General features: G+C 55.2%; 25 protein-coding genes. 10 read left to right on the forward strand and 15 right to left on the reverse strand.

Annotation, left to right across the window (positions count from 1 at the left end; all coding sequences use genetic code 11):
- Positions 1 to 171 precede the first annotated feature (171 nt).
- Positions 172 to 477, forward strand: coding sequence for a hypothetical protein (locus PG871_RS16885; RefSeq protein ID WP_270731394.1), 306 nt, complete (start codon positions 172 to 174; stop codon positions 475 to 477).
- A gap of 2 nt (positions 478 to 479) precedes the next feature.
- On the opposite strand, the gene PG871_RS16890 is transcribed toward PG871_RS16885, so the two are convergent.
- Positions 480 to 1,121, reverse strand: coding sequence for a hypothetical protein (locus tag PG871_RS16890; RefSeq protein WP_270731397.1), 642 nt, complete (start codon positions 1,119 to 1,121; stop codon positions 480 to 482).
- A gap of 158 nt (positions 1,122 to 1,279) precedes the next feature.
- Here PG871_RS16890 and PG871_RS16895 point away from each other — a divergent pair, with 158 nt between their 5' ends.
- Complete coding sequence (locus tag PG871_RS16895; RefSeq protein ID WP_270731399.1) at positions 1,280 to 1,492, forward strand: helix-turn-helix domain-containing protein; 213 nt, start codon at positions 1,280 to 1,282, stop codon at positions 1,490 to 1,492.
- A 388-nt stretch (positions 1,493 to 1,880) separates the two neighbouring features.
- On the opposite strand, the gene PG871_RS16900 is transcribed toward PG871_RS16895, so the two are convergent.
- On the reverse strand, positions 1,881 to 2,591 hold the full coding sequence (locus PG871_RS16900) for a GntR family transcriptional regulator (RefSeq protein WP_270731401.1): 711 nt from the start codon (positions 2,589 to 2,591) through the stop codon (positions 1,881 to 1,883).
- A gap of 80 nt (positions 2,592 to 2,671) precedes the next feature.
- Here PG871_RS16900 and PG871_RS16905 point away from each other — a divergent pair, with 80 nt between their 5' ends.
- Genes PG871_RS16905 through PG871_RS16920 form a run of 4 tightly spaced genes read left to right on the forward strand, consistent with a single transcriptional unit; the run spans position 2,672 to position 6,696 of the window.
- Complete coding sequence (locus PG871_RS16905; protein ID WP_270731404.1) at positions 2,672 to 3,670, forward strand: TRAP transporter substrate-binding protein; 999 nt, start codon at positions 2,672 to 2,674, stop codon at positions 3,668 to 3,670.
- 24 nt (positions 3,671 to 3,694) lie between these two features.
- On the forward strand, positions 3,695 to 4,231 hold the full coding sequence (locus PG871_RS16910; RefSeq protein WP_270731407.1) for a TRAP transporter small permease: 537 nt from the start codon (positions 3,695 to 3,697) through the stop codon (positions 4,229 to 4,231).
- Between the two features lie 10 nt (positions 4,232 to 4,241).
- Complete coding sequence (locus PG871_RS16915; protein WP_270731410.1) at positions 4,242 to 5,525, forward strand: TRAP transporter large permease; 1,284 nt, start codon at positions 4,242 to 4,244, stop codon at positions 5,523 to 5,525.
- Between the two features lie 25 nt (positions 5,526 to 5,550).
- A complete protein-coding gene (locus tag PG871_RS16920) occupies positions 5,551 to 6,696 on the forward strand; it encodes an alpha-hydroxy acid oxidase (RefSeq protein WP_270731412.1) in 1,146 nt (381 codons plus the stop codon).
- A 33-nt stretch (positions 6,697 to 6,729) separates the two neighbouring features.
- Here PG871_RS16920 and PG871_RS16925 read toward each other — a convergent pair whose 3' ends face one another.
- The 13 genes from PG871_RS16925 to PG871_RS16985 all read right to left on the reverse strand — a co-directional run bounded on the left by PG871_RS16925 (position 6,730) and on the right by PG871_RS16985 (position 17,435).
- Positions 6,730 to 7,134: a methylglyoxal synthase gene (locus PG871_RS16925; protein WP_270731415.1), complete on the reverse strand. Its 405-nt coding sequence runs from the start codon at positions 7,132 to 7,134 to the stop codon at positions 6,730 to 6,732.
- A complete protein-coding gene (locus PG871_RS16930) occupies positions 7,115 to 7,630 on the reverse strand; it encodes a 2,4'-dihydroxyacetophenone dioxygenase family protein (protein ID WP_108814132.1) in 516 nt (171 codons plus the stop codon). The genes PG871_RS16925 and PG871_RS16930 overlap by 20 nt, the downstream gene beginning before the upstream one ends.
- 10 nt (positions 7,631 to 7,640) lie before the next feature.
- Positions 7,641 to 8,342 (reverse strand): SDR family NAD(P)-dependent oxidoreductase, encoded by a 702-nt coding sequence (locus PG871_RS16935; protein ID WP_108814131.1) that lies wholly within the window; start codon positions 8,340 to 8,342, stop codon positions 7,641 to 7,643.
- On the reverse strand, positions 8,339 to 8,965 hold the full coding sequence (locus PG871_RS16940; protein ID WP_270731423.1) for a 2-dehydro-3-deoxy-6-phosphogalactonate aldolase: 627 nt from the start codon (positions 8,963 to 8,965) through the stop codon (positions 8,339 to 8,341). The genes PG871_RS16935 and PG871_RS16940 overlap by 4 nt, the downstream gene beginning before the upstream one ends.
- On the reverse strand, positions 8,962 to 9,882 hold the full coding sequence (locus PG871_RS16945; RefSeq protein ID WP_108814129.1) for a 2-dehydro-3-deoxygalactonokinase: 921 nt from the start codon (positions 9,880 to 9,882) through the stop codon (positions 8,962 to 8,964). The genes PG871_RS16940 and PG871_RS16945 overlap by 4 nt, the downstream gene beginning before the upstream one ends.
- The gene (locus tag PG871_RS16950; RefSeq protein WP_270731428.1) at positions 9,863 to 10,552 is read right to left on the reverse strand and encodes an RraA family protein; all 690 of its coding nucleotides are present in this window, start codon (positions 10,550 to 10,552) and stop codon (positions 9,863 to 9,865) included. The genes PG871_RS16945 and PG871_RS16950 overlap by 20 nt, the downstream gene beginning before the upstream one ends.
- 12 nt (positions 10,553 to 10,564) lie before the next feature.
- A complete protein-coding gene (locus PG871_RS16955) occupies positions 10,565 to 11,548 on the reverse strand; it encodes a C-terminal binding protein (RefSeq protein WP_270731431.1) in 984 nt (327 codons plus the stop codon).
- A gap of 40 nt (positions 11,549 to 11,588) precedes the next feature.
- Positions 11,589 to 12,083 carry a lactoylglutathione lyase family protein gene (locus PG871_RS16960; RefSeq protein WP_270731434.1) on the reverse strand — a complete coding sequence of 165 codons (495 nt, stop codon included), beginning with the start codon at positions 12,081 to 12,083 and terminating at the stop codon, positions 11,589 to 11,591.
- A 24-nt stretch (positions 12,084 to 12,107) separates the two neighbouring features.
- Positions 12,108 to 12,896, reverse strand: a complete 789-nt coding sequence (locus PG871_RS16965) for an SDR family NAD(P)-dependent oxidoreductase (RefSeq protein WP_108814125.1) — start codon at positions 12,894 to 12,896, stop codon at positions 12,108 to 12,110.
- A 15-nt stretch (positions 12,897 to 12,911) separates the two neighbouring features.
- Positions 12,912 to 13,898 carry an ABC transporter permease gene (locus tag PG871_RS16970; RefSeq protein ID WP_270731440.1) on the reverse strand — a complete coding sequence of 329 codons (987 nt, stop codon included), beginning with the start codon at positions 13,896 to 13,898 and terminating at the stop codon, positions 12,912 to 12,914.
- Positions 13,895 to 15,418, reverse strand: coding sequence for a sugar ABC transporter ATP-binding protein (locus PG871_RS16975; protein ID WP_270731442.1), 1,524 nt, complete (start codon positions 15,416 to 15,418; stop codon positions 13,895 to 13,897). Before PG871_RS16975 ends, PG871_RS16970 begins: the two co-directional genes overlap by 4 nt.
- Positions 15,419 to 15,505: 87 nt before the next feature.
- The gene (locus PG871_RS16980; protein WP_270731445.1) at positions 15,506 to 16,540 is read right to left on the reverse strand and encodes a sugar ABC transporter substrate-binding protein; all 1,035 of its coding nucleotides are present in this window, start codon (positions 16,538 to 16,540) and stop codon (positions 15,506 to 15,508) included.
- A gap of 25 nt (positions 16,541 to 16,565) precedes the next feature.
- Positions 16,566 to 17,435 (reverse strand): SMP-30/gluconolactonase/LRE family protein, encoded by an 870-nt coding sequence (locus PG871_RS16985; RefSeq protein ID WP_270731448.1) that lies wholly within the window; start codon positions 17,433 to 17,435, stop codon positions 16,566 to 16,568.
- Between the two features lie 109 nt (positions 17,436 to 17,544).
- Here PG871_RS16985 and PG871_RS16990 point away from each other — a divergent pair, with 109 nt between their 5' ends.
- From PG871_RS16990 to PG871_RS17005, 4 genes are all read left to right on the forward strand, one after another.
- Positions 17,545 to 18,216 (forward strand): GntR family transcriptional regulator, encoded by a 672-nt coding sequence (locus PG871_RS16990; RefSeq protein ID WP_270731450.1) that lies wholly within the window; start codon positions 17,545 to 17,547, stop codon positions 18,214 to 18,216.
- A 204-nt stretch (positions 18,217 to 18,420) separates the two neighbouring features.
- Positions 18,421 to 19,905 carry a sugar ABC transporter ATP-binding protein gene (locus PG871_RS16995; RefSeq protein WP_270731452.1) on the forward strand — a complete coding sequence of 495 codons (1,485 nt, stop codon included), beginning with the start codon at positions 18,421 to 18,423 and terminating at the stop codon, positions 19,903 to 19,905.
- Positions 19,902 to 20,894 (forward strand): ABC transporter permease, encoded by a 993-nt coding sequence (locus PG871_RS17000; protein ID WP_270731457.1) that lies wholly within the window; start codon positions 19,902 to 19,904, stop codon positions 20,892 to 20,894. The genes PG871_RS16995 and PG871_RS17000 overlap by 4 nt, the downstream gene beginning before the upstream one ends.
- A gap of 58 nt (positions 20,895 to 20,952) precedes the next feature.
- Complete coding sequence (locus tag PG871_RS17005; RefSeq protein WP_270731460.1) at positions 20,953 to 21,948, forward strand: substrate-binding domain-containing protein; 996 nt, start codon at positions 20,953 to 20,955, stop codon at positions 21,946 to 21,948.

A 21,948-nucleotide genomic window follows, 5' to 3' on the forward strand; every position in this document is an offset into this window, starting at 1 on the left:
TACAACCTGTGCTCCTTGCGAGCGCAAGTTCCGCACTGCCTCCTCTTCGAGCCAAGCTTTCACGTCCGCTGGCAGGTTAAGTTTGAACTGGGTTGTCTTCATATTTACACCTCAACAAAAGGACATTAAATGTCCATATAATTGAGGACAAATATTGTCCATCATGCAATCATGAAAGATGAAGCCTTGGTCCAGTTTAAACTCTTGCTTCCTGCTGCCCTCAAAAAGCGGCTGGAGACGCATGCCACACTCAACCGGCGCAGCCTGTCACAGGAGATCGTTGTCGCGCTCGAAGACAAGTACCCTGCAGCAGAACCGGATGCGACGTCGGATCCCGCTGCCCGGATGCTTTTCTGGCTTGCCAAACGAATCCGTCGCAGGAACCCAAAGCCGGGATCCGCCAGAGACAAACAAGCCTCCCTATACGAGCGCATTGCCGGTGATATCGCTGAACGTATGAAGGACATCGGGGAATAGCCCTAATAGGCCACCCACTCGTATCCGTGGTTGCCTTCGTGATCTTCCCACTCAACGCCAACACCGCGTCGCCAGTTCGATGAAGAGCAACGTCGCGACGGCAAAACCCATCGCGGGGCGGCCGCTGGTGTCGTCCGCTGCCAGCCAAATCTGCCCTGCATACCATAGGTCCCGAGGAGCATGTTGTAGCTCTCAGAGCAATCATCATCGCGACCACGTTCACGATGGCTATAGTGCCGAACATCCCAGACGCGGATCGAGCGTACGAAGTCGAACTCGAGGCCGCTGATGTCGATATCGGCACCGCCCTCCATCACCTGCGCTAGAATGACTTGACCGAGGTTTTCTCCCGCATGATTGCTTGCGTCCCAAACTCGAGGTGCCGTGCTTTGCAACGGTGCTCGCTCCGCCACCCCCATCGGACAACGCCAGATCTGCAACGGCGGCTCGATCGGCCAAGGCGTGATCCGCCTAATGAAAACGGCACGGGCATGGGCACATTCTGCTGAAGCTGGCCACCCGCCAGCCAGGCAAAGCAGAATTGCACAATCAACTTGGTAGGCTTTTGCCGTCTGCGGAGCCAAGCTGAAAACGACACCCACGGCGATCCCGCCAAGAAAATTCCGGATGGATTTGAGCCACATATCAATAAGCGCCTTTTGACATCATACCTATAATATTGAAGGTTGTCGCCCAACTTCGCCCTGCACACCATATGCGAGCAAGTAATTAAATCCACTCGCGCGCGTTTTGTGGAATATATTCCGTAGAGCAATTCTTGTGATCTGGCCGAATACAGGCCATGAAATTACGGGTACAAGTAGGGTTAAATATCCGGAATCTAAGAAATTCCAGAGGGTTGAGCCAAGAACAATTAGCTTTAGCTGCTGAGGTGGATCGCAGCTATATCAGCGAGATCGAGCTCGCGAAATTCTCTGCATCGATCGATATTCTGGAGCAAATTGCGCTTGCTCTCGAAGTCGATCCACAAGAGCTGTTTAATAAGAGGGGCTAGTTTTGCCCGAATTTGAGATTAGTCGCACAACCGCCGAAGCAATCGGCCGTATTACGTGCATCAAAACAGGCGTCGAAATCGGCCTACTTTATATGTGGGATAACGGTGACACGCAGGCCGCTCTGAACGGAGACGGCCTGCTTCGATCGACAATCTGCCCAGAGCAACGTGCAAAACCGGACCTTGGTGCAAATCGCGGCTAACGACCGGAAAGAGCCCAAAGTACCGAAATGCTGCAACGACGCTAATGTCGGCTTCGCGGAAACGACGAAAACCGTACGAGGTTGAGTCGGGCAATGGCCGATATCCAGCAAGCACTCTTCATACTGTAACCGCAGACCGAATTGCAGCCATTCGCTGCGCGTAAGAGCTTGGAGCGGCGTGTGTCTTATTGGTTCGCACCAATCAAGTCTGAGTATGAACGTTCACCGCGCGTGATTTGCCGCTTTAGGACAGCCAACGCTGTGTCGAACCTTCCCTCGTCTAAATGCGTCACGATCGCTTCGTGCTCAGCGAACGATTTTTCTGTCCGTTCCGATTGCTTTGAAAGATGCGTCCTCATGGTTCGCACGATATCGCCGACCTTCTGATATCCTTCCTGCAGGTAATGGTTGCCGCAACAACTGAAGAATGTGTCGTGAAATTCTGCATCCAGTTCCAGATACAATTCAAAGCTATCTGCGCTGCGAGCCGCCGCCATTTGTGTGACGATATCTCCTAGCGCTGCAAGAAACGCGTCGCGACTTACATTAATTGCCCGTTCGAGAGCTGCAGTCTCAAGGAACAGCCGGTACTGGCAAAGCTCAACCACATCATCTTGTGAGAGGGAAAAAACGAAAGCACCGCGCTGCGGTATGATTTCGACGAGTCCTTGCAGTTTCAATGCCGCCAAAGCTTCGCGAATCGGGGTCTTGCTGATGCCCAATACTTCCGAAAGCTTCGCTTCTTGCAGCGACTCGCCCAAGCGAAACGCGCCTTTAATGATCCCTTTCCGAATACGCTCTTCAGCAATTTTGCTTAATGAATCCGGCCGCTTAATTTGCATTATCTCAGTCATGATCGCTTCGGTCCCAATGGTCACACCCACACGATACCACATGTAAGCTTGATTTCTATATCATATCTGATATCTCAGATAGTAGCCGAAATGCTAACTTACTAAATCCTAGGGAGGATACCTTGTCTAAGAAATCAAACATCGCACTCGGTGCGATCCTGTCGGCAGGTCTTGCGTTCACTGCGTCTGCCGAAACTGTCATCAAAGTGGGTCATGGAGCGGCTGAGTCATTTCATATGCACCGTGCTCTTATGCATTTCGAAGAGTTGGTGGAAGCTGGCTCAAACGGTGAGATCGACGTGCAAATCTTCCCGTCCTCGCAAATGGGTCCTGATCGTGAAATGATTGAAGGCGTTCAGACTGGCGTTTTGGAAATGGCCATTCCGCCATCGTCCTTCTTCGCGGGCTGGGACCCTGCTTTCGCAGTCATCGAACTGCCCTACATGTATGCGTCCAAGGACATCGCGTTCAACGTTTTGGAGAGCGAAGCCGGTGACGGCATGATCGAGCGCATCGAAGGGCAGGGCCTTGTGGGTCTTGGCTGGCTGGAGCTGGGTGTTCGTAACGTGACGAACAACGTGCGCCCTATCGCATCTCCTGCTGATCTTGAGGGCGTCAAACTGCGTACAATGCAGGTACCTGCCCACGTGGCAACGTTCCAGGCGCTCGGCGCAAACCCAACACCGATGAACTTCGGCGAAGTCTACTCCGCTCTGCAGCAGGGTGTGATCGACGGGCAGGAAAACCCGCTGGCCATCATTACATCGCAGCGGTTCTACGAGGTTCAGTCCTACCTCTCCACGACCGGCCATGTCTTTGCTGTCTACATGCCAGTGATCAGCCAGCCATTCTTCGACTCTCTGTCCGCAGAACATCAACAGCTTATCCGCGATTCGATGGCTGCAGCGCGCACGTTCCAGGCCGAGACTGTGGCTGCCGAAGACGCCTCGCAGTTGGAAGAGATCCGGGCCGCTGGTGTTGAGGTGCTGGAATTGACTGCAGAGCAGCGTCAGGCTTTTGCCGATGCGACCGAAAGCGTCCGCTTGCAGTATCGTGATGAAGTTGGTGCAGAAACTTACGACGCTTGGGTTGCAGCGGTTGCCGCAGCAAGCGCGAACTAAGGTTCCGTTGATCTAAAATCGCAGGTGCGCTGGCAGATGACGCCGGGGCGCCTGCATCCAATTGGGAGGGGTGAAATGTCAGGTCTTAAATGGCTTAACGAGAACGCAGAAAGGGCTTTGGCAAGTTTGCTGCTGGCTGCGATTGTTCTGTTGATCAGTGGCAACGTGTTCATGCGTTACATTATGAACGCCTCCCTCTCATGGGGTGAGGAACTTACTCTTTGGCTTTTCGTCTGGTTCGTCTGGATCGGCGTCAGCTACGCGTTTCACACCGGCGAACATGTGCGCATTACTGTGCTGCGAGACATCCTGAGCGACCGGGGCAGACTGATCGTCGATGCAATCGTCGCTGTTTTGGTTCTTGGCTTTCTCATAATGCTCACGATTGAATGCATCAAGCTGATCAGGATGCCTTTTGTTGCCAGTCAGTCGTCGGTCGTCCTGGGGCTGCCCATTCCCATTCTTTATGCCTCGGCGCCTGTCGGCGCGGCACTTTCAGCGATCCGCGTTGTTCAGCATTTGCTGCGCACCTTGCGTCTGATCGCGCAAACCAAAACGTGAGGGCGAACACATGCTGGCAACCATTCTCTTCATAACCCTACTCGCCTTGCTTCTGTTCAGCGTGCCGATCGGGATCTGCCTCGGCCTGGCCACAATGATTGTCATGGTCATTGTTGACGGCACACCGCCCATGGTCCTGCTTGCTCGGTCTGTGGTGACTGGAGCGGATTCCTTTCCACTGATCGCTGTCCCTTTGTTTATCCTCGCGGGCGACCTGATGCAGCATGGTGGCATGTCGCGCCGGATCGTCGGTTTCGCAAATGCACTGATCGGGCATATTCGCGGCGGTCTGGCTTATGTGAATGTCTTGGCCTGCGTGTTTTTCGCGGCCATTTCCGGATCCTCGCCCGCGACGGTCGCGGCCATCGGATCCAACATGATCCCCGAGATGGAAAAAGTCGGCTACACACGGCGCTTCAGCGGCGCATTGACCGCTTCTTCGGGAATGATTGGCGTGATGATCCCGCCCAGCATTCCATTCATCATCTATGGCGTCACGGCAGAGGTCTCAATTGGCAAACTCTTCCTTGCTGGCGTCGTGCCAGGCATTCTGTTTGCGTTGATGTTCATGCTCGTCGCTCGCATTTTGCTCCGCAATGACAAAACGGTTCAGGAATCAACGACGACCTTTTCAGGTGCCGGTGTCTGGGAGAGCTTCCGGACCTCAATCTGGGCCCTTTTGGTACCAGGGATCATCCTGGGTGGCATCTATAGCGGTATCTTCACGCCAACCGAGGCGGGTGCAGTGGCTGTCGTCTATGCGGTCATCATCGGGATATTTGTCTATCGCGACATTACGTTCACTGACCTGCCCTCAATCCTCGCAGGAAGCGCCAAGACCAGCGGAACGATCTTGGTGCTGGTCATCATGGCAACGGCATTCGGGCGTCTGATCACCTTGGCACGCATTCCGACGGAACTGGCTGCCTCGATCACCAGCCTTTCGGACAACCCGATCATGATCCTTTTGCTGATCAATCTTCTTTTGTTGGTTATTGGCATGTTTATGGAGACGATTTCATCGATCATCATCATGACGCCGATCCTGTTGCCCGTCGCAACCGCCCTTGGCGTCGATCCCATCGTTTTCGGCGTCATCCTGACGGTAAACCTCGCCATTGGCTTTTGTACGCCTCCGCTCGGGGTGAACCTGTTTGTGGCAAGCGGCATCTCGAAGGTTTCAATCGAACAGCTCAGTAAGGCCATCCTGCCCTTCTTTGTGGGTATGCTGGTTCTGTTGATGCTGATCACCTACGTGCCAGCCATTTCCTTGGCACTACCATCGCTATGGTAGTCCAACCGAACAGGGCTGGCGCATAATGGACCTGGATCTGTCACACCCTTCAATCGAAGACCTTCGGCTTGCGGCACGAAAGCGAATACCAAAGTTTGCTTTCGAGTATCTCGACAGCGCAACAGGTCGCGAATTGGGCTTGAAGGTAAACCGGGACGCACTTGACGCGATCGGATTCATGCCCAGCGTCCTGTGCGGGCGAACCAAAGCAGATCTGCAAACCGAGTTACTGGGCCAGACCTTTGACCTGCCATTTGGAATTGCGCCAGTCGGCATGTCAGGCCTGATGTGGGCGGGGGCCGAACGCATGCTGGCGCAGGCTGCCGTTGCCCATAACATCCCGTTTTCACTGTCCAGCGTGGCCGTTGCATCCCCCGAGGATGTCGCACCTCACATCGGTCAGAATGGCTGGTTTCAGCACTATCCGGTTAACAGCTCTGACCTGCGACGAGAAATGTTGCCACGTATCAAGGCGGCGGGCTTTCACACGCTCATCATCACCGTTGATGTCCCGGAAGAAAGCCGGCGCGAACGTCAAAGGCGGGCAAACCTGACCGTGCCACCAAGAACCGACCTGCGAACGCTGATCGAGATGGCCGTGCGTCCCGCGTGGTGCCTTGCACATCTGCGGGAAGGGATCATGCCGCGGATGCGGTTCTTTGACGACTATGTTCCCCAGCGAGGCCGCGAGAGCTTTACCCATGCTGGTGCTCTCATTCGAGGCATTCCAGATTGGCAATACCTTAATGAACTGCGCGAAGAATGGGACGGCAATTTGGTCGTCAAAGGTGTGCTGCGGCCGGAAGATGCAAAACGCATGGTGGACATGGGGGCTGATTGCATCTGGGTTTCAAACCATTCTGGCCGCCAGTTCGAAGCCGGCCCCGCCGTCATCGACCAGTTGCCGAAGGTCCGAGCAGCGGTTGGCCCAGACGTGCCTCTGATTTACGATTCCGGCGTTGCCTGGGGGCTCGATATTATGCGCGCGTGGGCCTTGGGTGCTGATTTCGTCATGGTGGGCAGAGCTTTTCAATATGCGGTCGCGGCATTCGGAGCGAAGGGCATCGAGCACCTCGTGCACATTTTGCAGGCCGACATCACAGCGAATATGAGCCAGCTGGGCGCCGAACGACTGGACGAGCTTGCACAATACCTTTTGGATGCTGCATGAGTTGAACGGGTGAAATCCGACGGATTGGGCAGGTTAAGCTGTGGGCTGCCCGCAGAGCCCGCTGACGATGAGATCTGCCGTTGATTGCGAACACGCCATGGGCAGATCATAAACGGTCGCAAGACGTGTCAGCGCTTTGACATCAACGTCATGCGGCATCGGGGAGAGTGGATCGACGAAGAAGATCAACGCATCAAGCTCCTCTTCACAGATAAGCGCGCCAATCTGTTGATCACCGCCCAATGGGCCGCTTTTTAATCTTGTGACGGCTAGCTTCGGGAATGATTCACTGATCCGCCCACCAGTCGTACCAGTTGATACGATACGCACATCAGATAGGTAGGACTTGTTGTGCCTCACCCATTCTACAAGTTCATCTTTTCTTGCGTCATGCGCCACGAGCGCAAAACACAAATGCTCAGCGGATGAACTGTTCAACGTAGTCTTCTCCCAGCCCGACCTCGTCAAAGTGCTTTCGGCAAAGATCGATCTTGGTGAAAACATCTTCAAAGCCGGTGACTTCGCCCCAGGGATCGACGTAACACATCACACCGTTGACCTGAAAATAGGTCACCATCTCTTCGACTTCATCGGGGACGACGAGCGTATGGGTCTCTCCCGGTGGCTCGTAGACATAACCGCCTTCTTCAGCGACCCAGTCGTGCTCCAGATAGTGCCAGCGGCCTTTCAGGACAAACCCATGAACCGGCTGCGGATGACGATGGCGCGACAGGACACCAGCTTTGCGGACTTTCAGCAGGTTCATCCAATAGCCTTGCGAGCGGTTTAGGCACAGCGGGCGAAACCAGACATTCTCAGCTTGCGGCACCCAAAGCTTGTCATCTTCGCTCATGGCGTTGGGTATCACGATCTCTTCCTGCGCATCCTTCGGGAACGGCAATTGGTACGGCATCCGGCTTGTATCTTCAGTCATCTTGCTCTCCTCACATTGCCAGATAACCGCCGTCGACCGGATAGACTGATCCGGTGACGAAGCTGGCATTCTCACTCAGTAGCCAGTGCACAAGCGCTCCAACTTCTTCGGGTTTTCCCCACCGCTTCATTGGCGTGCGCGCCATGATGCCTGCGGTCCGGTCGGGGTCGTCTCGCAGCCCTTGGGTCATCTCTGTCTCGATCCAGCCCGGAGCGATTGCGTTCACGCGGACGCCGTCTTCAGCCCATCTTCCAGCCAGCGCCTTGGTCAGTTGTGCGACGCCGCCTTTTGAGGCCGAATAAGCGGGTACGAGTGGGCCGCCAAAGGTGCTGAGCATGGAGGCGGTGTTGACGATTGCACCGCCGGTTTCCGTCAACAAAGGATGCGCCGCGAGGCAGCATCGCATGGTGCCCGTCAGGTTCACGTCCAGCACGCGTGCAAAAACGTCGATGTCGTATTCGTCACCGCGCAACAGGATGCCGGCGCAGTTAACGAGGGCATCAAGTTGGGTAAGCTCACCAAAAGTCGCATCAACAGACGTCTGGCTCGTGACGTCCAGAAGCCATGTCGTGATCCTATCCTGTGGATCAAACGCATCAATCTCTGCCTGCGAAACCGATGCTGCGACAACGGACCAGCCCGCCGATGCGAGCGACCTTGCAACACCTGCGCCGATCCCGCGTGTCCCACCAGTGACAAGGACTTGTTTCATTCTCGCCTCTTTATTGCTTCGACAAACGCCCTAGCGCGTCTGTCGATGTCTTCGATTTCATAATCGGGTTTGAACAAGGCTGATCCCAGTCCAAAGCCATTCACACCCGCTGCAAGATAAGGTGGCATTGTTTCGGGTGTAATCCCGCCCACTGCCGCGATGATCGCGTCTTTGGGCAGAACGGCCCGCATCGCAGCAATAGCAGCGGGCGGTACCATTTCAGCCGGAAAGACCTTCAGTACTGACGCGCCAATCTCCAACGCCGCAAAGGCTTCGGACGGCGTCACGATGCCAGGGCACCAATATAACCCTCGCGCGATGGCGGCTTGGCCGACATTCGGGTTCATATTGGGCGATACGATGATCAGGCCGCCGGCATCGGCAACCGCATCGACCTGATCTACTGTCAAAACGGTCCCTGCGCCGACAATTGCTTGCGATCCATGCCGCTTCGCAATCGCAGCAATCGACTCCAGCGGGTCTGGTGAGTTCAGCGGGACCTCGATAATCCGGAAACCAGCATCGACCAGAGTGTCAGAAACAGAGGCCGCGTCTGCCGCCGCTAACCCTCTCAGGATCGCAATCAGCGGGTTCTGAGAGATAGCTGTCGCAAGTTCGATCATCCGACCAACCCCGCCGCCTGGGCAATCAGGAAATGGCCCTTTGCTACGATATCATCAGGCGCGTGCCGGCATTCAAGCCCCGCAAGGCGCAAAGCGATCTCATATCGCTCTGATAGGTCGTTCCGCCCCACGATGGTAACCGCGTCCATTTCAGACTCGTCTATGATGGCTGCGGCAATTTCTGTGCCAATCAGCAAACCAGACATATAGTCGGCCGTCGCACCATTGGGGATCTTTCCCATTAGTGGCAACGTTCGGACGTGGAAAAGGCTGTGCAAAAGGTTTGATGAGCCCTCAAGCCCGGCCTTTGCCCCAATGGTAAACGCCTCTTCGTCAAAGGTGTCGTCTGTCATCAGGGTGCCCAGAATCGTATGGCCTTTGAGTGCCGCGAAAATCTCACCCGTCATATAGGTCGAGAAATCCACGATCTTGCCATCCGCAACCTGCACCCACTTGCTATGGGTGCCCGGCATCACGAAAGCGCCCTCGCTCAAACCAAGGGCAGAAGCGCCGATGATCTGGGCCTCCTCTCCGCGCATTACGTCCGGTCCACCAGCATGTTCGACAGAGGCACCCGTCACGAAGTGAACGCGAACACCGCTTTCGGTGTCATGTGGTACAAGGGCCTGCGCGAGGCGGCACGCCCCGAGCGGCATCTGTTCATATGGTGTTTCAACCCAGCCGTTTCGGCTTGTGATCATTCCTGATGCAAGGATTGGAAGATCGGTTTGCGACACCCAAGGACCAATGAGGCGGTCGAGGACCGCCTCAAAGGTATTTCCAGACACCTGCATAATGCCTTCGGGAGAAGAGACACCCTCAATAACCTGGCCATCCGTATCGATAAGAAAAGCGCGAAGCGAACTCGTCCCCCAATCAACACCGATGAGGGCTGGTTCAGATACGGCCGAATTCATTCAACAGATCCTCAACGGTTTTGCCTTTTGCGACCCATTCGCGTGTCTTCTCTTCGCGATCCGCCTGTTCTTGTGCCAGGCGCACAGTTTCTTCAGCAATTTGCTGCGGAACCACGACGACCCCCATCAGATCAGCGACAATGAAATCGCCAGGGTTCACGACCACGCCGCCACAGGCAATGGGAACATTGATCGAAAGCTCTTCCTTACGTTCTGAAAACATCGTGTGCGTCCCGCGTGGCGTGATCGCGCGCGTCCAGATCGGCCAGTTGATGTCTTCCAGCTCATCCGTATCGCGACCCGTACCGTCAACAATCATGCCGCGAATTCCGCGGTTCTGAGCCAATCCGCCCATGAGGCCGCCGCAGACCGACGTTTGCAGATCGCCACCCGCATCAACCACGATAACGTCGCCTGGCTGTGCCATCTCAAGCGCTCGTAAGGGGTCAACAAGGTCCCCCTTGGACAATTGAACCGTGACGGCCTGACCTGTCACCTTTGCGCGAAAAGCCGGTTTGATGGCGCTGTCCATCACGCCAGTGCGGTACTGCACATCTGCAAAAATAGCGGCGGCGGAATAAGCCTCCAACACCTTGTCGAATTTCTTCAGCAAATCTGGGTTTCGGTCGAAGTCGTTGAAGACCCTGAGGTCTGTGCTCACGTCTGGCATATCTGTCTCCTATTAAGCGGTGAGTGCGGCCAACGCATCGGCGTTGACGGTGTAATCTGGCTGTTGCCCTGTCAGGACTTTGGCCACTTGGGTCGCTGCGGTGACGCGGGCCGCAAGAATGGATTCTTCTGAGTAATAGGCCGCATGGGGCGTCACGAGCACATTTGGCAGCGTGAAAAGCGGGTTATCATCGGGAGTCCAATTCGCCCTTTTGGCCGGTTCTTCTTCCGGATCATCCAGACCTGCTGCGGCCAAATGCCCCCCGCTCAATGCGCGGAAGAGTGCGGCGTTATCGACTGTGGGGCCGCGCCCTGTATTCACAAGAATGGCCCCGGGCTTCATTGCCGCAAACTCGGCATCCGACAGAAAGTGACGGGTGTCGGGAGTCATCGGCGCCTGCATCAAAAGATAGTCGGAACGGGCCAGTAAATCGGGTTTGCTCACAAGTTCGACGCCAAGGTTAGCGGCGACATCTGAAGGCAAGAAAGGATCATAGGCGATGACCCTGACTCCAAAGGCCCGCGACCGCGCCAGGATCGCTTGTCCAATCTTGCCCAGAGATACGATACCCATTGTGCGCCCGCGCAATCGATAGACTGGCTGACCGCTTTGCCATTGCCAGATGCCTGCGTGGGTCGCGCGATCATAGTCGGGCAATTTACGCGCGAGCGTCAGCCAAAGAGAAATGGCATGATCGGCGACTTCCTCGGTGCAGTAGTTTTGGACGTTGGTAACAAGAATGCCTTTGTCAGTCGCAGTTTCCACATCCACGATGTCAACACCGACGCCATAGCGCGCGATGACTTCACATTTTTGCATTCGCAAGATGGTGTCCCTACCGATCCGCGCGTACTGGTTCATCATCGCCGCACAATCAGGGGCAACTTCGAACAAATCCTCCTGGTTCTTGGCCTGAAGCGCGATGACCTCTGCGCCGGCCGCTTCAAGGATCTCGGTCTCAACGTCTACGTTACCAAAGTCGTAATCAGTGATCACGACCTTGGGCCTATCTGTGCGGGGTTTTATTGTGACGGGATCAGTCATAGGCGCCTGCCGAATACGTCAACTCATACGAGTGGCTATAGAGCTCGAAGATGTTGCCGAACGGATCTTCCATGTAGACCATTCGATAGGGTTTTTCGCCGGGGTAATATTTACGCACCTGTTTCATGCGCTGCTTGCCGCCCAGGCTCTCGATGACTTTAATGCGGCCTTCAAGATCTTCATCCTGCACACAGAAGTGGAACAATCCGCGACGCCAGTATTCGAATGGCCGTTCTTCTTCGATTGTCTTGGGGAATTCGAACAATTCGATGCCGACGCCGTCGCCCATTGAAAGGTGGGCTATGCGGAATTTGCCCCAGCCCTCGCCGAATACGTCATCGCACATCTCGCCGATGGCGCTGTCGTCGTGTAGGATTTCGGTCGGTTCCATCAGCACATAAAGACCAAACGCCTTGGAGTAGAAATCTACGGCCTTTTCGAGGTCCGGAACCGTGATGCCGATGTGAGAAAACGTGAGTGCAGCCATGACAGGCTCCTTCTTTCTTGGGTGTTAAAGAATGTTGCGAACGATGCCACCTTCGATCCGGTGCGCCGCACCGTTCGAGGCGGTGCTTGCGGAAATCGTGACGATCATGCGGGCGACTTCGTCAGGTTGGACGAAGCGTTGGATCAGTGAGGTGGGCTCATCGGATTTGAAGTAGTTATTCACGATCGTGTCGAGTGGCTCGCCCTTCTGGTCGGCAAGGCCGTCAAAGTAAGCCTCGACACCTTCGGTCCAGGTTGGGCCCGGCAAGATTGAGTTGACCCGCACTTTCGTGCCTTTGGTCAATTCTGCCATGCCACGGGTCAGACCTAACATGGCAGTTTTGGTCACCGAATAATGCACCATCTGGGGCAACGGTTTGACAGCTGCTTCGCTGGCCATGTTGATGACAGATCCCTCGCCACGTTTGAGCATGGCGGGCAAGAAAATCCTGCTCATCCGAACGGCGGACAGAACGTTGATGTTGAAATAGTGCAGCCAGTCCTCATCGGTCAGCTCTTCGAACGGCTTGACCGAGAAGATACCGACATTGTTGACCAAAATGTCAACATCGCCCTGCGCTTTGGCAAACTCTGCCAATGCGGTCGCATCTTCGCTCTTGGACAGGTCGGCCGCGATGCCGGTGACATCGCCAAGTGATGACAGGTCATTCACGCACGCAGTGACCTCTGCCTCTGTGAGGCCATGCACGATCAGTCGTGCACCTTCCTGCAAGTAGGTCTTTGCGGTCGCCTTCCCGATACCTGATCCTGAACCGGTGACCAGAACAAGCTTGTCTTTCAGTCCTAAATCCATGTCACGTCCCCTATTCTACTTGACTTTCTTCGCAGATGATTTGCGCCCAAAAACACGCCACATCAGGCCGGAGATTTCGGCACGCCACATGTCGATACCAACTGCCAGAAGGATGATCAGACCCAGTACAATGTTCTGCACTGAGGATGGCGCTGCGTTCAGGTTCAACCCATTCTGGACGATCACAATCGTCATTGCGCCCATCAACGTGGCAAGGATATTGCCCCGCCCGCCTGCAAGGCTGGCCCCGCCCACGACGGCGGCCGCAATGGCCTGCAGTTCAAGCGTTTGACCGTAATTGGGTGAACCGGAGTTGAGGCGCGCTGACATCAGGATTGCCCCTACCGCCGTCATGAAACCGGCAATGACAAACGTCATCGTCTGAACTTTACGCACGTTGATACCGGTCAGAACGGCAGCCGCAGGGTTGCCGCCAACGGCATAAATCTCGCGGCCCAGCTTTGTGAAGTTCATCGTGAAAGCGGCGAGTGCGTAAAAGAACACGAGGTAGAAAAAGGGCAACGGAACGCCAAGCAACTTACCGTAAAAGATTGGCTCCAACGCCGGATCAAGCGAGAAGATCGGCGAGCCATTATTGAACGTCAGCGCAAGACCACGGAATGCAATCAACGCGGCCAAAGTCGTGATGAACGAGGGTATTCGCCCGTAAGCCGTTATCAAACCAATAAGAAGCCCCAACAAACCGCCCACAAGAAGGATGAGCGGAAGTGCTAAGACAAGCGGAATGCCCATGAACTTGAGCATCTGAGCAAGGATCATGGTCAGCAGGGCCACCATCGAGCCCGAGCTTAGGTCAATGCCGGCTGCAAAAATCACGATGGTGGACCCGATGGCAATTAACGCCACGATACTTACCTGCAACGACAGGTTGGATAGGTTGCCGGGATTTAGGAACCGATCGGTGGTCAGTGCAACGATAAGCGCGACAATCACCATGGCCGCAAAGGGACCGATCAACTGTGTGTCAAAAACTCGCTTCATGCGAACGCCTCCTCAGGCTTGGTATGCAAGGCGTCCGCAGATGCCCGCACAAGATCATCGTGGTTAAGGTCTGATGCCTTCACAGTGCGCTTGATCGCGCCGTGCTGAACGACCGCAATCCGATCACTCATCGCCAATAGTTCATCGTGGTCCGAACTGATCAGTATGATGGATTTGCCTGCACGCGTCAGTTTGTTGATAAGTTTGTAGACAGCGATCTTGGCGCCGATGTCGATCCCTTGGGTGGGTTCATCAAGGATCAGGATATCTGATTGAGAGAACAGCCAGCGCGCGATCACGATCTTTTGCTGGTTTCCACCGGACAGGAAATTCACCGTCTTTTCTTCAGCTTGGGTCGAGATTTCCAGGTCGCGTATCAGGTCATGGGTGGCCTGCGCCTCGGCCTTGAGGTTCAAGACGCCAAACCGGTTGAGACCACCCAATGAGGCCGCCGTGATGTTTCCACTGGCGCGGAAGTTAAAGAACAACCCATCATATTTGCGGTTCTCTGGAACCAGAGCCAAACCTGCACGGATCGCATCGATTTCACGCCGAAAACGGACCGGCTTGCCGCTTAGCAAGATCTGACCAGCACTCAGTTCATCGGTGCCGAACAACGCTCGGGCAATTTCCGTCCGACCGCTGCCCAACACGCCACCCAGACCAAGAACCTCACCTTTGTGAAGCGTAAAGGAGGCGTCAGTCACGCCAAACTCGGTAACCAGGCCTTGCGCCTCAAGTACGACGTCGTCGGACGCATTGTGTTCTTTCGGATAGTGCTCACCGATGTCTTCGCCGACCATGGCGCTAACGATATCAGAAACATTGATTTCAGTTTCGCCGCTGGCCCGCACCACGCGGCCATTGCGCAGGATGGTCACCTCATCGACGATCCGTTCGACCTCGTCGAGACGGTGAGACACATAAAGAATTGCGGTGCCACGGCTGCGCATGTTGCGCAAAAGCTGGTGCAGGCGTTCGATCTCTTCTTCGCCAAGGGCTGCCGTCGGCTCATCCAGAATGATCATTCGGGCGTCCATTGCGATGGCTTTGGCGATTTCAACAAGTTGTTGTTCGCCAACAGAAAGCGTTCCGGTGATCGCATTGGGCGACACATCAACGTCCATTTCTGCGAGAACACGGGCGGCATCATCATGAACTTTTTTCCAGTTGATCACTCCAAGACGCGACCGAGGCATATTGCCGAGGAAAATGTTTTCACCCACCGACAAGGTTGGCACGATTGAAAACTCTTGAAAAACAGTGGCGATCCCATTGTCACGGGCAGCTTGTGGATCACTGATCGTCACCGCCGTTCCGCTATGCAGTATTTTGCCGCTATCGGGCTGCTGAACGCCGGAAAGCGTCTTGATCATTGTGGATTTGCCGCAGCCATTCTCGCCCAACAGCCCGTGAATAGAACCTGGCATGAGCTTGATGCAGACCTTGTCGTTCGCAAGAACACCGGGATAGGCCTTGCTGATGTCGACAAACTCCCAAAGGGGCGTTTCGCTGGTCATGCTATTGCCTCGACTTGAAGGTGACATTGAGTTGGCTAGCGCCTCCCGGCGGCACGTTCTTGCGCCGCCGGGAAACAGGGAGAAAGGTTAGTATTCTCTGGACGGCTGTGGGAACAGCTTCTCTGGCTCTTGCAGAACGCTAACCGCGCCCTCCATGTCCTCGATCGAGGTTGGTGTCTCGATCCACCCTCCGGGATAAGTGCCATTGAGAGCGTCAAGAGTTGCGTGCATCGCGGCTTTGCCCATCAAGAACGGCGACGTGTTGACGGTCGCCGTGATGTTGCCTGCAGCGATTTCTTCAAGTCCAGAAGTGTCGCCGTCGTTGCCGAGCAAAACGATGTCGTCCCGACCAAGCGCCTTGGCGGCAAAAGATGCACCAATGATCATATAGTCGTTTGCAGCAAAGATCATATCCAGATCAGGGTTGGACTGAAGAATGTCCATGCCTGCAGTATTGCCGCCCTCGACGTTCCATTTGCCGTCAATGGACACGACAACCTCAAAGTTTTCATTGCCTTCGATCCCGTCAAGGAAACCACCCACGCGCTCGGTGGAGTGATAGCCCGGCTGGCCCTCGATGATACCAACTTGCAGGGGCTCATCGCCATAGTTCTCGATGGCCCAGTCTGCGATGGCGTGGGTGCCATTGCGTTGTGAATAGCCGACAACACCGTGGATCGGCGTCGGGAAGTTAGGGATGTCCGAGTTGATCATCAAGACGGCCATTCCGGCGTCGACAGCCTGCTCAAGCAGGGGGGCCGCGGCGAACTCGTCATGGGTTCCGAAGATAATTGCGTCAACGTCTTGCGTCAGCACATCCTGGATCATGCCCATCTGGCCGTTAATGTCCGCGCCCGACTGCGGGGCGAGCATGAAGACCTCAACGCCGGCTTCGGCAGCAACAGCTTTGATGCCCTCACCGATAGCGATGTAGTAGTTGAACTCGGTCGCTGGCGGCATGTAGGCGATCCGAAAAACCTCATTCGTCGGCGTGATGGCGTCAATTGGGGCTTGTGCACCATCTTGAAGCAGTACCGGTGTCGGATAGTTTTCCGCAAATGTCACAGTTGCCAGCATGGCGAAACCAGCAGCAAGTGTTGTGTTCATCAATCGTTTTGTCATTTTTCTCCTCCCAGAGAATGGTTACTTATCCAGTGAAGGGCGTGTCATTCACGCCGTGAACGCCGGGTTTGACGGCAAATAATCCGCCGGAGTCCGGTTCTTTTTTTAAGGCAGCCTCATCGCTCATCAGGCGAGAGGTCGTAATGAAGAGCGTGTCGAGGTCTGGTCCCCCGAACGCGCAGCAAGTTGGTTTCCACACCGGGACGTTTATGACGCGATCAATGGTGCCGTCGGGCCCAACCCGCACGACGCGGTGGCCTTCCCATTCGGCATTCCAAACACCGCCTTCGGCATCGACACAGGATCCATCCGGCAATCCGGGCTCAGCTTTAAAAGATGCGTGCACACGCCGTCTGGAAACGGACCCAGTGTTGGTATTGTAGTCAAAGGCCACAATTTCGCGGTCTGGAGTATCGGCGAAATACATCGTGGTGCCAGCTGGGGAAAAACAGGTGGAGTTGGCGCAGGATACTTTGTCGATCAGAGTTCGAACCGAGAGATCGCTGTCGATGCAAATCACCGACGAATCCGGCGAACCCGACGCTTCGTTCATGCCGCCGACGACAAGACGTCCCTGCCGATCGGTCCGCCCGTCGTTCAATCGAGTTTCGGGGTTTTCAGGTTCGAATCGCGTGACGAGGGTTTCAGACTTCGTTTCTGGATCAAACAGAACAACCCGATCAGCATAGGCTACGATCAATCCGCCAACTTCTCGTGGGGCAAAGCAGCAAACCCGTTCGGGCATTTCATGCGAAGCGCTGGAAGAGGTCGAAGGGTCATAAGACCAAAGGGCGCGGCCTTCGATATCCGTCCACCAAACAAGCCCGTCTGCGGGGTTCCAAAAGATCCCTTCGCCATGCTCGTTTTTGCAGTCGAGAACCAGCTCCGCATGCATCAAAAATTTCCTCCCAGGGTGCAATTCTGATATCTGATATTCCAGCTTGCCCTATCTGGTGTATCAGATATCTTGACCCTTGCAACTCATTTTTTAGGGAGGCCTGTTTATGGCACTCGAACGGCCCAAATCGCTCCGGGAATTAGCGCTGGAACATTTGCGAAACAGCATAATTGATGGCTCTCTAAAGATGGGGCAAATCCTATCGGAGCGGAAAATCTCGGAGGAGTTGGGCGTTTCAAAATCCCCGGTGCGCGAAGCGCTTGCACAGTTGCGGGACGAGGGATTGGTTAGCATCGAGCCGCAGAAAGGCGCCCGCGTGTTTTCGCTTTCTGATTCGGAAGTCACGCAGATCTGCGACTTCAGGCAAGCAATCGAAACGGCTGCATTTGAATATGCCCTAGCAAGAGACCCTGATGGCCTGGCCGAGGGCATGCTGCGAGTGGTGAAGGCGATGGAGCGCGAACGCGGGCGCGCCAATGAGAAAGAGTATCTGGCACTTGATACACAGTTTCATCAGTTGATTTTTGAGCACGCCGGAAATGATTATCTCACGGCGAGCTATACACGCTACGTCGGCAAGATTGCCGCGCTTCGAACCCATTTAGCGAAGTTGCCACAACATACTGAACTTTCATTCGACGAGCATAGGAAGATTACCAAAGCCGTGCGCCAAGGAGACATGTCGGAAATCAAGGCACTCCTGGTAGAACACATTGACCGTACGCGGCAGGCCTACAAGAGCGCATCCATCGTGTTGGAAGGCATGAAGACGTCCTAAGGATCACGAACGACTATCTGAGGGCGGCCCCCAAAAGGGGCCGCCTTTTTCATGGCCGAGGCTTCCGTTTCGTTATCGGTTGACATCTGAGATATCAGATGTCAGGCAGGGCTTGGGAGGAATACGATGTCGTTAAGCTTGTTAGGGAATCCAAGCGTTTCGCCACCCCTGATTCGATTGGATCGGGTGAGCAAGAGCTTTGGCATGAATGTCGTTCTGGACGGCGTGGATTTTGATTTGCACCCTGGTGAGGTTCACGCCCTATGTGGGGAGAACGGCGCCGGTAAGTCCACCTGCCTAGGGCTTCTCTATGGCCTACATCAACCATCTGGTGGACGAGTTCTTCTCAACGACAAGGAAGAACGGATCGATACTCCCTCACATGCGCAATCACTCGGTGTGGGGTGCGTATTTCAGGAGTTGAGTCTCGCCGGCGCACTTTCTGTCGCGGAAAACATCTATGCTGGGCGTGCGCCAACCCACTTCGGTGTCGTTGACTGGCCGGAGTTGCGCCGCCGCGCTGAAGAGCTTCTGGCTGAATTCGGTCTTCGCATTGATGTGTCAAAACCCGTCGACAGCCTGCCGATCAGTTCCCGCCAGATTGTCGAAATTGCCAAAGCACTTTCCCTCAATTCGCGTATTTTGTTGCTGGACGAACCCACATCCGCACTGGCCCCAGACGAAGTCGATGCTTTGTTCGATGTCCTCCGTTCTCTGACCAAGAAAGGGATTGGGATCGTCTACGTTAGCCATCACATGGCCGAGATTTTCCGGATTTCCGATCGCGTCACGGTCCTGCGGGACGGCCGCAAGATCAGCACCTTGCCCGTTTCAGAAACGTCTCAGGAACAGGTCGTTGCTGAAATGATCGGCGGGGCGCACCCCGACGAGATTAACCGATCCGAAGATGCCACCGGCGAAGTGGTTCTTGACGTCAACAAGCTGTCGCATCCAGGAGTTTTCGATGACATTTCTTTTTCCATCAAGGCTGGGGAAATTGTCGGTATGGCCGGGCTGATGGGCGCGCGCCGCAGTGAAATCGTCCGTTCACTCGTTGGGCTCATGCCCGGCGCGACGGGCAACATCCATATGCATGGGCAGCCCGTCAAATTCACTTGTTTGCGCCAAGCCATGCGGCACAGCGTTGGCTTTGTTCCCGAAGAACGCAAAACCGAAGGGCTCTTCCTTGAGCAATCGCTCAGCGACAATCTGATCGCCGCGAGCCTGTCTGATCACACACGCCTTGGAGTTATGCGCAGAGCTTCGATTAAGGGCGCTGCCACAACGGCGATTGACGCGTTTAGCGTCAAAGCAAGCGGTGTTTCCGAGGAAGTCGGGGCACTCTCGGGTGGAAACCAGCAAAAGATCATGTTGGCCAAATGGTTGAAACGCGCACCCGACCTTTTGATCGTGGAAGAGCCGACAAAAGGTGTCGACGTGGGCGCCAAATTCCAGATTCATACTGAATTACTGCGGCGTGCAGCCGATGGCATGGCCATTCTGGTCGTGTCCTCTGACTTCCCGGAATTGCTGTCGTTATCCTCGCGCATTCTTGTCGTCCACGATGGCCAACTTAAGGGCGATATCGCCGCGCAGGAAGCAACCGAGGACGTTGTCTTGCAGATGGCCGCAGGGACCGCAGCCCCGTCAATCGCACCGTCAAACACAATTACAGGAGCCACATCATGACCATGGTCGCTCATGCAGACACAACACCAAAACCGCCGCTCATACGCCGTATCCTCAAGGCGTTCGTTGACATCCGCGAACTGACCCTGATCGTTCTGATCGCTTTGATTATCATCGTGATGGCAAATGTTAACCCGTACTTCTTGAGCCTCTCCAATTTCCGAGCCGTGGCTGTAGGCATGGCCCCGACGGCAATTATCGTTATTGGGATGGCAATTTTGCTGGCATCGGGCGGGTTTGATCTTTCGGTCGGGTCCGTCATGGCCCTGTCTTCGACAGTCGTTGCGATGTTGCTTTTGACGGGGATGCCAATTCCACTTGCCGTCGTCTGCGGCCTGATCCTGGGTGGCGTTGTCGGAGTTGTGAACGGAGTACTCGTAACGGGCCTTGGGATTAATCCGCTTATTGCGACGCTGGGAACAATGTCGATTGCCCGCGGTATCGCGCTGGTTCTAACGGAGGGATTCTCGGTTTCCAGTCTGCCACCTGCATTCGCTTGGATCGGCAAAGCCGACATTGGCGGATTACCGGTGATGGTTTTGCTTACTGTGCTGCTCGTCATCCTGTTCGATCTGGCCGTACGCCATACGCGGTTTTTCCGTCAGGTCTATTTCATCGGGGCCAATGAAAAGGCCGCAATGCTGTCAGGCATTCATGTTACGCGCGTGCGCATCATCCTCTATGCCCTGACAGGCGTTCTAGCCGCCTTGGCTGGTGTCCTTTTGGCCTCTCGTTTGATGAGTGGAACGCCCACGGCGGGCAACGGAATTGAACTGCAAGTGTTGGCGGCAGCCGTCATCGGAGGCGCATCCCTTCGCGGCGGCGAAGGCACGATCCTTGGCGCATTCCTCGGCGTCGTCTTCGTTGCGCTGATCAACAACACGATGACCATGCAGGCGGTTTCGATCTACTGGCAGATGATTGTCATCGGCGGGGTCCTCGTCAGTGCTGTCGCACTCGACATGCTGATCCGCAGCAAGCGCGGCTAGGCCAACACACCAAATTCAAACGAACCAGTAACCAAACGATCCAACAAGGGAGATCACAATGAACGACATCAAAGTAAACCGCAGAAAGCTGTTAACAGCGAGCACCACAGCGGGCCTGGCCGCCGCCTTTGGTCTGCCTATGCTTTCAAAAGAAGCGATGGCGCAGAACGCTGACAAGGAATACGTCTTCTTGTCCATCGTTACGCAAGTGCCATTCTGGGTGGACTACCGCAACGCGATGGAAGATCTCGAAGAACTGATGGGGATCAAGACCACGTTCACCGGCCCACTTGATTTCGATACCGCCGCGCAGGCGCGTCAGCTCGATGAACTGATCGCCCGCCGTCCGGCTGGTATCCTGATCTTCCCAGGCGACCCAGCCACTTTGGCACCTGGTGTCGAGCGCGCGGTTGAAGCCGGCATTCCTGTGACTTGCTGTATCGGTGACATCCCTGATAGCCCCCGTTCTACCTTCTTGGGGATCAACGGCGTGCAAGCTGGACGTGTCGGAGGCGAAATGCTGGCGCAAGCTATCGGCGGCAAGGGCAAGGTCATCCTTGGCACGTTCCCCGCACCTTCAACGCTGGAGCGTGTCGACGGCTACAAGCAGATTTTCGAAGAAAAATACCCGGAGATCGAAGTTGTCGACGTGGTCAATGACCGCGCCGACCCATCCTATGCGCCAACGGCTTACCTTCAGGCCATTCAGGCCAATCCTGACATCGTCGGCATCGGAGGAACCGATGGTGACAGCGGCAAAGGGGCTGCAATTGCGGTAAACGAAGCCGGGCGTACTGATATCAAGATCGTTGCGATGGACCGCAACGATGACATGCTCCCATACATCGAAGACGGAACAATTCACGGAGCGGTGGCACAGAAGTCATACCTCGAGATTTTTCTCGCCTTCCATATGATGCATTGGCAAAATACGGATGGGCTCAAGGTGCTGCCGGACTGGAAAGCCGCTGGTATCAACCCCCTGCCCGAGCGTGTCGAGACTGGCGTAATGCCTATCACGGCCGAAAACGTCGCGCAGTTCAAACACGTCTAA

The organism is Shimia sp. Alg240-R146 (assembly GCF_947331465.1).
GTDB lineage: Bacteria > Pseudomonadota > Alphaproteobacteria > Rhodobacterales > Rhodobacteraceae > Shimia.

Bases quoted from the DNA above. Each gene is read 5' to 3' on its own strand.
- PG871_RS16890 (WP_270731397.1), bottom strand. From the start codon at position 1,121: ATGTGGCTCAAATCCATCCGGAATTTTCTTGGCGGGATCGCCGTGGGT.
- PG871_RS17000 (WP_270731457.1), top strand. From the start codon at position 19,902: ATGACCATGGTCGCTCATGCAGACACAACACCAAAACCGCCGCTCATA.
- PG871_RS16940 (WP_270731423.1), bottom strand. From the start codon at position 8,965: ATGATCGAACTTGCGACAGCTATCTCTCAGAACCCGCTGATTGCGATC.
- PG871_RS16920 (WP_270731412.1), top strand. From the start codon at position 5,551: ATGGACCTGGATCTGTCACACCCTTCAATCGAAGACCTTCGGCTTGCG.
- PG871_RS16980 (WP_270731445.1), bottom strand. From the start codon at position 16,540: ATGACAAAACGATTGATGAACACAACACTTGCTGCTGGTTTCGCCATG.
- PG871_RS16970 (WP_270731440.1), bottom strand. From the start codon at position 13,898: ATGAAGCGAGTTTTTGACACACAGTTGATCGGTCCCTTTGCGGCCATG.
- PG871_RS16935 (WP_108814131.1), bottom strand. From the start codon at position 8,342: ATGAAACAAGTCCTTGTCACTGGTGGGACACGCGGGATCGGCGCAGGT.
- PG871_RS16990 (WP_270731450.1), top strand. From the start codon at position 17,545: ATGGCACTCGAACGGCCCAAATCGCTCCGGGAATTAGCGCTGGAACAT.
- PG871_RS16885 (WP_270731394.1), top strand. From the start codon at position 172: ATGAAAGATGAAGCCTTGGTCCAGTTTAAACTCTTGCTTCCTGCTGCC.
- PG871_RS16985 (WP_270731448.1), bottom strand. From the start codon at position 17,435: ATGCATGCGGAGCTGGTTCTCGACTGCAAAAACGAGCATGGCGAAGGG.
- PG871_RS16965 (WP_108814125.1), bottom strand. From the start codon at position 12,896: ATGGATTTAGGACTGAAAGACAAGCTTGTTCTGGTCACCGGTTCAGGA.
- PG871_RS16930 (WP_108814132.1), bottom strand. From the start codon at position 7,630: ATGACTGAAGATACAAGCCGGATGCCGTACCAATTGCCGTTCCCGAAG.
- PG871_RS16945 (WP_108814129.1), bottom strand. From the start codon at position 9,882: ATGAATTCGGCCGTATCTGAACCAGCCCTCATCGGTGTTGATTGGGGG.
- PG871_RS16950 (WP_270731428.1), bottom strand. From the start codon at position 10,552: ATGCCAGACGTGAGCACAGACCTCAGGGTCTTCAACGACTTCGACCGA.
- PG871_RS17005 (WP_270731460.1), top strand. From the start codon at position 20,953: ATGAACGACATCAAAGTAAACCGCAGAAAGCTGTTAACAGCGAGCACC.
- PG871_RS16995 (WP_270731452.1), top strand. From the start codon at position 18,421: ATGAATGTCGTTCTGGACGGCGTGGATTTTGATTTGCACCCTGGTGAG.
- PG871_RS16975 (WP_270731442.1), bottom strand. From the start codon at position 15,418: ATGACCAGCGAAACGCCCCTTTGGGAGTTTGTCGACATCAGCAAGGCC.
- PG871_RS16960 (WP_270731434.1), bottom strand. From the start codon at position 12,083: ATGGCTGCACTCACGTTTTCTCACATCGGCATCACGGTTCCGGACCTC.
- PG871_RS16900 (WP_270731401.1), bottom strand. From the start codon at position 2,591: ATGTGGTATCGTGTGGGTGTGACCATTGGGACCGAAGCGATCATGACT.
- PG871_RS16915 (WP_270731410.1), top strand. From the start codon at position 4,242: ATGCTGGCAACCATTCTCTTCATAACCCTACTCGCCTTGCTTCTGTTC.
- PG871_RS16895 (WP_270731399.1), top strand. From the start codon at position 1,280: ATGAAATTACGGGTACAAGTAGGGTTAAATATCCGGAATCTAAGAAAT.